This window comes from Mycobacterium sp., from assembly GCF_035603715.1.
Taxonomy (GTDB): Bacteria; Actinomycetota; Actinomycetes; order Mycobacteriales; family Mycobacteriaceae; genus Mycobacterium.
In genome coordinates this window covers 1-3,195 of record NZ_DATNJW010000469.1, presented here as the reverse complement: position 1 = coordinate 3,195, position 3,195 = coordinate 1, and the positions used below count along the sequence as shown (strand labels likewise).

Annotated in this window: 3 protein-coding genes and 1 pseudogene; all 4 read right to left on the bottom strand. The window is 64.1% G+C overall.

Annotation, left to right across the window (positions count from 1 at the left end):
* Positions 1–519, bottom strand: a 519-nt coding sequence (locus VN856_RS19435; protein ID WP_325691959.1) for a hypothetical protein, incomplete at its 3' end; no start/stop codon positions are given.
* A complete protein-coding gene (locus VN856_RS19430; RefSeq protein ID WP_325691957.1) occupies positions 519–1,724 on the bottom strand; it encodes a cupin domain-containing protein in 1,206 nt (401 codons plus the stop codon). The genes VN856_RS19430 and VN856_RS19435, both read right to left, overlap by 1 nt.
* Positions 1,725–2,948, bottom strand: a complete 1,224-nt coding sequence (locus tag VN856_RS19425) for a cupin domain-containing protein (RefSeq protein WP_325691955.1) — start codon at positions 2,946–2,948, stop codon at positions 1,725–1,727.
* Positions 2,948–3,195: pseudogene (locus tag VN856_RS19420) on the bottom strand (PPE family protein); the annotation flags it as partial. The gene VN856_RS19425 and the pseudogene VN856_RS19420, both read right to left, overlap by 1 nt.

Sequence of the window (3,195 nt, the reverse complement as noted above, 5' to 3'; positions counted from 1 at the left end):
CTGAACCCACACCCACGGTGTGCCGGGAAAGGCCGCGGTCAGGATTTCCTGGCGGCGAATGTTCCAACTGGTGCACTTGAGCACCAGGTGCTGTTCGTCGCCGTGCCGGCGTCGCCCCAGCGCCCGCACCAGAAGCCGCACCATCCGCACCAGTGCGGCCGCATCGACCCGAGCGGGGTCGAGACCGAGAAGCGCGTTCAGTGGCGAAGGTTCGGCGACAACGACGACGCCGGGCAGGGTGCCGAGGAGCCGGGATACCAACGTCGATCCGCATCGCGAGAGGTGAAAGATCATGCCCGCCGGGTCAAGTGACGACTCGCTATCCAACGCGAGAAACGCATCGAGTTCGGTTCTGACGAGTGGCTGGGCACCTGGAGTCGTGGCCCACCGAGCGACGGTCTGGTCGAAGAATGGTTCGTCGAAGCGTTCGGCGGAAAGGTCCGCCCAGTCGACGGTCGGTGCGGGCCCGGAGAAGTCGAATCTGACCGGTGTCCAACGGGCCAGGTCGGCGATCTCCATCAGTCGCCCGGGAGCCGGACCAGGAACCCGTTCACGATCAGGGTACGGGCCAGGTCGATCTGCTGTGCCTCGGACAGCCCGGGAAGTTCGCAAACCCGAAAGGGCTCAGTGGTTTTGGAGAGAAACTGCAACGCCTCGCGATGGTCGGGCGCGGCGCTGACCACGAGTTGCGCAAAGTGCAACGCAACTCCGTCGGCCGTTTCGGTCACACGTGAAAATAGTGGTTGGTACTTCACCACTCGGACGTGACCGTCGATCCCGATGCCGTTCGTTATCGCCCGTCCGACGGGCGGGCTCTGGCCACGCCGGACGAGGTCGTCGGCGAGCGAACCGAGGCCTGCGGAAATGGCACTCGGCTGTCCAAGGGCTTCAACGACGTCGTGGACAAGCACGCCCAGGGTGGCCTGCGCGTCCGGGTCGTCGAGATACCGCGGCGGCAGCTGGGTGTGGACGTGGTCGTCGGAGCCGCTCAGCGAATTGAGCGCTCGAGTGACCAGCACGAGCAGCGTGGGCGCGAGCACGCCAACGGTCAGATGGACCGATACCTCCGAGGTCGCTTCGGCCGCGTGAACGCGGCCGCCCGGTAGATAAAGCACGTCGCCGACTTCCATGCGCACGTCGGTGGGCGACGGAAGCGCGTCGGCGGCGACCGGCTGATGGCGCAGCGCGGCACGCGGGGCGACATCGATACCGTCGTACAGATGCCAGATCTTGGATCCCCGAAGCTGCATGATCAGCACGTCGTGCTCGTCGTAATGCGGGACGAAGCCCTGGGATTCGGGCGGTGTGAAGTACGCGTTGACCTGGGTGGCGAAATTCAGTTCGACCTCGATGCCGTGTAACAGCGACGCGATCGCGCGCACATACCGATGAACGCTTTCCAGGACGATCGTGTGGCCGTCAGCAAAATCGTGGCCGATTCCCGCAACATCTAAGCTGCCGTCGCTAAGCCGGTAGTGGTACGGCTCCTTTCTGTCGTTCTCCCGGACTAGCCGTACCAACGACAGGTCCGGCCGGAACATCCCCAGCAGCTGATCCACGGATGCCGGCCCGTCGAAGAGGGTGTCGAAGTATTCGGGGCAGTTCCGGCTGACGTGGTAGTGACTCTGACCCCAGATCTCGGTGAGAAAGGTCTCGACAGTCAGCGGCGCCAGCAACCAGTCCAAGGACGATTCCGGGTCGACGCCCGAGGAGCGCTGCGGCATTCAGTCATGTTCCCTATCTGCTCCCCCATTGGGCAACCGAACAAGAAATCCACTCACGATGAGCGTGCGGGCGAGATCCGTCTGCTGTTCAGGGCGCAAGGCCGGAAGATCGCCGACCTGGAATGGCTCAGTGCTCGCAGAGACGAATCGCAGTGCGGCTTCGTGGTCAAAGCCTGCGTTGATCGACAAGCTGGCGAAGTGCAGGGTCACCCCGCCGTCGGCGGCCTTCACCCGCGAATACAGCGGTTGGTATTTCACCACCCGGGTTTGGGTGTCGACAGTATTGGCACCGGCGATCTGGCCGACCGGCGGACACTTGCCGCGACGAACCAACACGTCGGAAAGTAAGCCGACGCCGTCGGTCATCGCGTCTGGATCCTGCACTGTCGCAACGGCTTCCAACACCAAGTCCCGAACCGTGGCAGCCAGCTCCCCGTCGTCGAGATGACGGGCCGGCAGCCGGGCATTCAGACGGTCATCGCGGAAGCTCTGCGAGTACAGCGCTCCGATCGCCAGCATGAGCACCGTCGGCGCGTGAATTCCAACGGTCAGATGAATCGATGGCTCGGACTGCGTCTCGGCTGCGTGCACCCGGCCGCGCGGCACGTACAGCACGTCACCGGCCTCCAGGTGCACGTCCGTGGGCGTCGGAAGTATTTCGAGGACAACGGCTTTATCCTTGTCGCGCTGGATCTCGCGTGGTGGCATATCCGCTCCGACGTAGAGATGCCACGTCTTGGAGCCTTGAATCTGCAGGATCAAGACATCATGGTCGTCGTAATGCGGGACGAGCCCGGTGGACTGCGGTGGGGTGATGTAAGTGTTGACCTGCGTCGGGAAGTTCAGCTCCACCTCGAGCGATCGGGCCAGTGTTCCGATCGTCCGCACGTATTGCTCGACGCCGTCCAAGACGATCGTGTAGCCGTCGGCAAAGTCATTGCGGACGCCCGCGACATCGAGAGTGTCATCGGCCAACCGGTAACTGTCCGGGCCCTTTTTGTCTTTTCCGCGTACCAGCCGCAACGCCGCCGGTTCGTGGCGGAACAGCTCGAGCAGCCCGTCGACCGTCGCGGGTCCCGGCAAGAGGGCATCGAAGGAGCGGGCGCTGGTGATGTGGTGGTGGTCCTTGCCCCAGATCTCGTCGAGGAAGGTCTCGACCGAGAGCGGCTCCAGCAACCAGCCCAGCGACATCTCCGCGTCAACGCCCGGTGAGCGTTGCCGCATCAGTCGCGCTCTCCGCCTTGTCCCGCCTCGCCGCTATGAGCTGCGTTCCAGGTCGCCGGCACCATCGGCATCACCGGGCCGCCGCCGAAGTCGTCGTCGGCAAGCGTGGCCAAACCCGTTGCGGCCAAGGCCCTTTTGCGCACGGTGCCGGTAAAGCCAAATGGCCCCGCACCGTGGGCGGAAGTCGCCGTCGATCCGCTTTCCGCGCCGCCCCAGTCGGGATCGACATTGAAATTCATTTCCATAA

Bases quoted from the DNA above. Each gene is read 5' to 3' on its own strand.
- VN856_RS19430 (WP_325691957.1), bottom strand. From the start codon at position 1,724: ATGCCGCAGCGCTCCTCGGGCGTCGACCCGGAATCGTCCTTGGACTGG.
- VN856_RS19425 (WP_325691955.1), bottom strand. From the start codon at position 2,948: ATGCGGCAACGCTCACCGGGCGTTGACGCGGAGATGTCGCTGGGCTGG.